This window comes from Acinetobacter sp. COS3 (genome assembly GCF_000475335.1).
GTDB classification, from domain to species: Bacteria; Pseudomonadota; Gammaproteobacteria; order Pseudomonadales; family Moraxellaceae; genus Acinetobacter; species Acinetobacter venetianus.
Genome location: NZ_AXCD01000063.1, coordinates 1 through 5,081 on the forward strand (window position 1 = coordinate 1; position 5,081 = coordinate 5,081).

A 5,081-nucleotide genomic window follows, 5' to 3' on the forward strand; every position below is an offset into this window, starting at 1 on the left:
TCACCTTGAGCGCCTGTCGCACCGACTGCACCCGTGTCACCTTTGGCACCTGTTGCACCAACTGCACCCGTGTCACCTTGAGTGCCTGTTGCACCAACTGCTCCTGTGTCACCTTTGGCACCAGTTGCACCGACCGCACCTGTATCGCCTTTAGCACCTTGTAGAGAAGCTAGCCATTCAGACTCTGTGCCAATAAAACCATTATCAGCTGCTATTTCATAGGCACTCTTACCAGCAGTACCACCCGCATCAAGTTGGGTTTGCAAACTGGTTAATTTGGTGTCAATCGCAGTAAATGCACTACCCACAGTATTATAATTATTACTTTGAATCACATAGGTTGGTGCGGTATAAACCCCACTGGCATTAAAGCTACCGCCTAAAACACCAACCAATGAATTAAGTTGTGCAAAATTCACAGCATTGGTATCTGCGATGCCTGCCGCAACATTGGTAATGCGTTTCTCTAAGCCAGACCGACCTACAGAAATAGTATTTTCTTCATCAGCAAGAGAGTTATAACCGATCGCACTTGAACCTGCTGCTATTGCTTGGCTACTCACTCCAAACACACTACTATTATCTGCCAGTGCAATATTACCACCGTTCAAAACTGCATCAATAAATGCTAACTTCGCTTCAGTACTCAAGCTGCTGTTACCATTAATCGAGGTGATATTTGATGGATTCAAACCCCATGGAAATCCACTCAATGACTGTGCCATTGTTTCAATCGCAATACCATTAATCGTGTCTACTGATCCACTTGAGTTTGTGGTATATGTATACTCAACTCCCGTAGATGCACCTTGAGCAACAGAACTGCTACCAATGGCTGCGCTATAGCTACCGCCTGCACTGCTGTACTCCCCAGCCGCTTTATTATTAAAACCTACTGCACTACTCATATCTCCCGAAGCCGTATTATTACTGCCAACTGCACTACTCAGATTACTCAACGCTTTATTGTTATAACCTAGTGCACTGCTAAAGGAACCCGCGATTGCTCCGTTGTTATTCTGAAAACCAAGTGCAGTGCTGGAAGCATTATTCGCAATATTGCCATAACCCATAGCCATGCTGCGAACACCAGAAGCCGTGTTGCCCACACCCACTGACGCACTCTCAAAACCTGAAGCCCGAGCACTCAGACCCAACGCCAGCGCAGACGCACCTGTCGCACCACCGCCATAATAGTTGACATCCGTTATTGTACTTGAGTTAACTCCATAAAAACGGACTTTGTCATTCAACTGCTTTAGATTCACCGCATCGGTGTCTGCTGTCCCCTCAGCAACGTTGATAATTTGACGCTGACGGGTTGAACTACCTACAGATACACTGTTATTACGGTCAGCTACCGAATCAGTACCTAATGCAACACTGTACTGATTATTCGCTGTTGCATTGTGACCTATCGCTTCAGAATCACTGACATTTGCCCGTGAACTCACACCCATTGCAATCGCATTCTGCGCATTGTTCGCCACCGCGGCATCACGACCGATCGCTACAGAACCATCTGCGCCAGTGCCGATGCGCGCCCCGTTCGTACTGCTATTGCCCGCACCCAATGCAACTGCATATTGCGACTGTACGTTACTATAAGCCCCTATTGCGCTACTGTAAGTTCCCGCCCCAGTAACAGTATTGCTATTGCCCAGTGCACTGCTATTGCTAGCATTTGCATTATTGCTATATCCAAAGGCACTGCTATTGCTAGCCATTGCACTGTTATCATACCCAAAGGCACTACTGTTTGTTCCATTAGCGTCATTGCTAAAACCGACTGCACTACTGTTACCACCATAAGCATTGTTAATTAGGCCACAAGCAATTGCACCCGATACCCCAATGCTCCCACCATTCGTCCCTCCTGACCCGCCACTTATATCACACGTGTCTGCAAAAGCCTGCCCACCTATTAATAAAGCAATACTTGCCACCAAACTTCGCAACACAAAAGGCGATAGATTCGACTTTGACACTTGTTCTGTCGGAACAGTGAGCCCCCCCTCCGTACCTGTTTGTGACTTACTTATTCCTTTTGCTAACTCAGATGCAACAACAAAACACCCCAAACAACGGTTATAAATCACTTTAAAAATAATGTTCACAACAGTACCCCCAGAATTGCTTATACTTTCTTTACCAACAGAATACAAAAAACATAAATTTTACACTAGCGCCGTACAGCAGAAATTTAAGATGAATCTAAACAAAAAAATAATAAAAATAAAAATCAAAAACTTAACAACAAAATTAATTTTATAACACTTAAACCTAGAAAAAGAAAAACTTTAAAGCTCATGCACTCTTATTAACAATACTTAACAATACATCTTTATGACCAACATCCAGCTGTACCAATTTTAATTGAACTTCCATTATTAAAATCTCTTGACAATCACCCCAACTCACAGGAAAGTGCTAAAAAAATGGAAAATAAACATCATTCAAGCTCATGAAAACCAATTTAGAAACAACAGTACACCCTCACATTCGCCTAAATATGATCGTCAAGAATGAAGCCAAAGCGATTTTGGAATGCTTGGCGTCAGTGAGACCATATATTGATTCGTGGGTGATTGTGGATACTGGCTCAACCGATGGCACACAACACATTATTCAGGACTACATGCAAGGTATTCAAGGACAGCTCTTTGAACGACCTTGGAAAAATTTTGGACATAACCGTAGCGAAGCGCTACAACTCGCACTGACGGATACGCTACCCCACGCCGATTATTTAATGTTTATTGATGCCGATGAAACGTTACAGATTGATCCAACAGTCAAATGGGGTAACTTTTCAGAGCTCGCGTATTATTTTACTTTTTTACACGGCAATCTTAGTTATCAACGAAATGCTTTAGTTTCGACTAAAATTTCTTGGCATTGGCAAGGCGTGTTACATGAATATTTAGCTTCCCCATCCGCACATCAATGGCATCAACTTGAAGGCATTTATGTCATTTCACGCCATGACGAAGGCGCACGTGGCAATGATCCAGATACTTATTTAAAAGATGTAGCGATTCTGCAACAAGGTTTAAAAGATGAGCCTGATAATTTACGTTATCAGTTTTATTTAGCACAAAGCTTTCGTGATGCTGAATTGTTTGAACTCGCCTATCAAGCCTATGACAAACGCGCCAAGGCTGGTGGTTGGGAAGAAGAGCGTTGGGTTGCACAATGTTGGGCAGCTCGCTTGATGGATCGTTTAAATTATCCAACTGAACAAGTCTTTAGAGCATACCTACAAGCATGGATCGCAAGACAACAACGCGCTGAACCACTGTATGAGTTGGCACGTTATTATCGACTCAAAAAAATGTATGATTTAGCTTGTTATTTTGCAGCACAAGCCGTTGCGATTGGGCAACCCGATGATATTTTATTCGTCGATACAAGCGTCTATGAATGGCGTGCCTTGGATGAACTCAGTGTTTCTGCAACTTATTGTCCTGCCTATAGAGAAGATGGACATCAAGCAATCTTAAAGCTGATTAAAGAACAAAAGTACCCTGCGTCAGTACAGCAAAGGATCACTGATAATTTAAAGTTTTATCAGTAATGAAAGAGCTACGCAAAATGTACAACCTTTCTGAATTCTTCAACAATTGATGAAAGTTTAATTTTATTAACGATGAGAATAAGTCGATACGAATTCTTTATTTTTGTATAAATTTTTATCGAATAAAAATAGGTAGGCACTCTCGAGTACTTACCTATTTATTATTAATATATGACCTTATTTCCAAGAATATGAAACACCAGCACCTACAGCTGTTGTATTGCCATTATTAAAGCCAGTTGAGAATGCACCTTTAATCGCAACACCATTATCGAAATAATGACTTGCCCCAACGGCAATCGCGGACTGACTATCGTAATAACCCATACCAACTCCAACTGTTGAAGCTCCTGTTTCTGCTGGCATCGGTATATTCGTCATGGCGCTAATACCTGCGATACCTTGGGCAGCAATATCACGATTTTTTCTAACTGTTTGATTAGTCTGATCTACACGATTAGATACATCTCTAAAACTATTTTCGAGATCAGTCACTTTTGTATCAGTGTAAGCTTGTGCATCTGATAACACTTTAGCATCAGCAGTTTTGTACTCTTGTCGCAAGACTGTTTCTCGACTATCTGTATAGCCTTTAGCACTATTTAATGTAGTGGCATCTCCTGCATCCGCATGGACTTTCGCATCTGATAGCACTTTAGCATCCGCTGTTTGATAGTCCTGACGAATCACCGATTCACGAGTGTCCGTATAGCTTTTAGCATTATTTAATGTCGTTGCATCTCCTGCATCTGCATAAGTTTTTGCATCACCTAGAACTTTTGCATCTGCATCTTTCATTTGTTTCACATTTACAGCATCAGTATCTGCTACGCCTGCTGCAACATGAATAATTTGACGCTCTTTTCCTGATGCACCAACTGATACTGTGTTATCACGATCTGAAGCTGAATCATTACCTAATACAACAGCATTTTGAGCTGAAGTATTTACATTATTGCCGACAACAAAAGTTTTATCGCCAGTGATGGTATTGTCATTACCCACTGCATAACTGTCGTTTGCTTGAATGACGTTTGGATCACCAAATGCCCCTGAGCGATTTCCTTCAACTTTGTTACCTTTACCCACTACAGTATTTGACTCTCCTGTTGCAGATGCCTCAGAACCAACAACTGTATTATTATTGCCATCAGCTATAGCACCATCGCCCAATGCTGTTGCACCAGAACCAGTCGCTTTAGCACCAGTACTAGATTGATTGGCTTTCACATCCAAGAACGGTGATGATCCACCTTGGCCTTGTTGTCCATCTACCCATTGTTGTTCTGTGCCCGTATAGCCATTATCAACAGCAATTTCATAAGCACTCTTACCAGTCGCACCTGTGTCGCCTTTAGCTCCTGTATCGCCCGTTGCACCAACGGCACCCGTGTCACCTTGAGCTCCCGTATCACCCATTGCACCAACGGCACCCGTGTCACCTTGAGCTCCCGTATCACCCATTGCACCAACAGCACCCGTGTCACCTTTAGCGCCAGTATCA

The 5,081-nt window shown here is 42.7% G+C and carries 3 protein-coding genes; 1 reads left to right on the forward strand and 2 read right to left on the reverse strand.

Translation table 11 applies throughout. From position 1 onward, the window contains the following. Positions 1-2,117, reverse strand: a 2,117-nt coding sequence (locus IO68_RS33960; protein ID WP_023014025.1) for an ESPR-type extended signal peptide-containing protein, incomplete at its 3' end; no start/stop codon positions are given. A gap of 347 nt (positions 2,118-2,464) precedes the next feature. Between IO68_RS33960 and IO68_RS30460 the strand changes: the two genes are divergently transcribed. Continuing rightward, positions 2,465-3,577, forward strand: coding sequence for a glycosyltransferase (locus IO68_RS30460; RefSeq protein ID WP_023014026.1), 1,113 nt, complete (start codon positions 2,465-2,467; stop codon positions 3,575-3,577). 177 nt (positions 3,578-3,754) lie between these two features. Here IO68_RS30460 and IO68_RS0117175 read toward each other — a convergent pair. Then, positions 3,755-5,081, reverse strand: a 1,327-nt coding sequence (locus tag IO68_RS0117175) for a YadA-like family protein (protein ID WP_023014027.1), incomplete at its 5' end; no start/stop codon positions are given.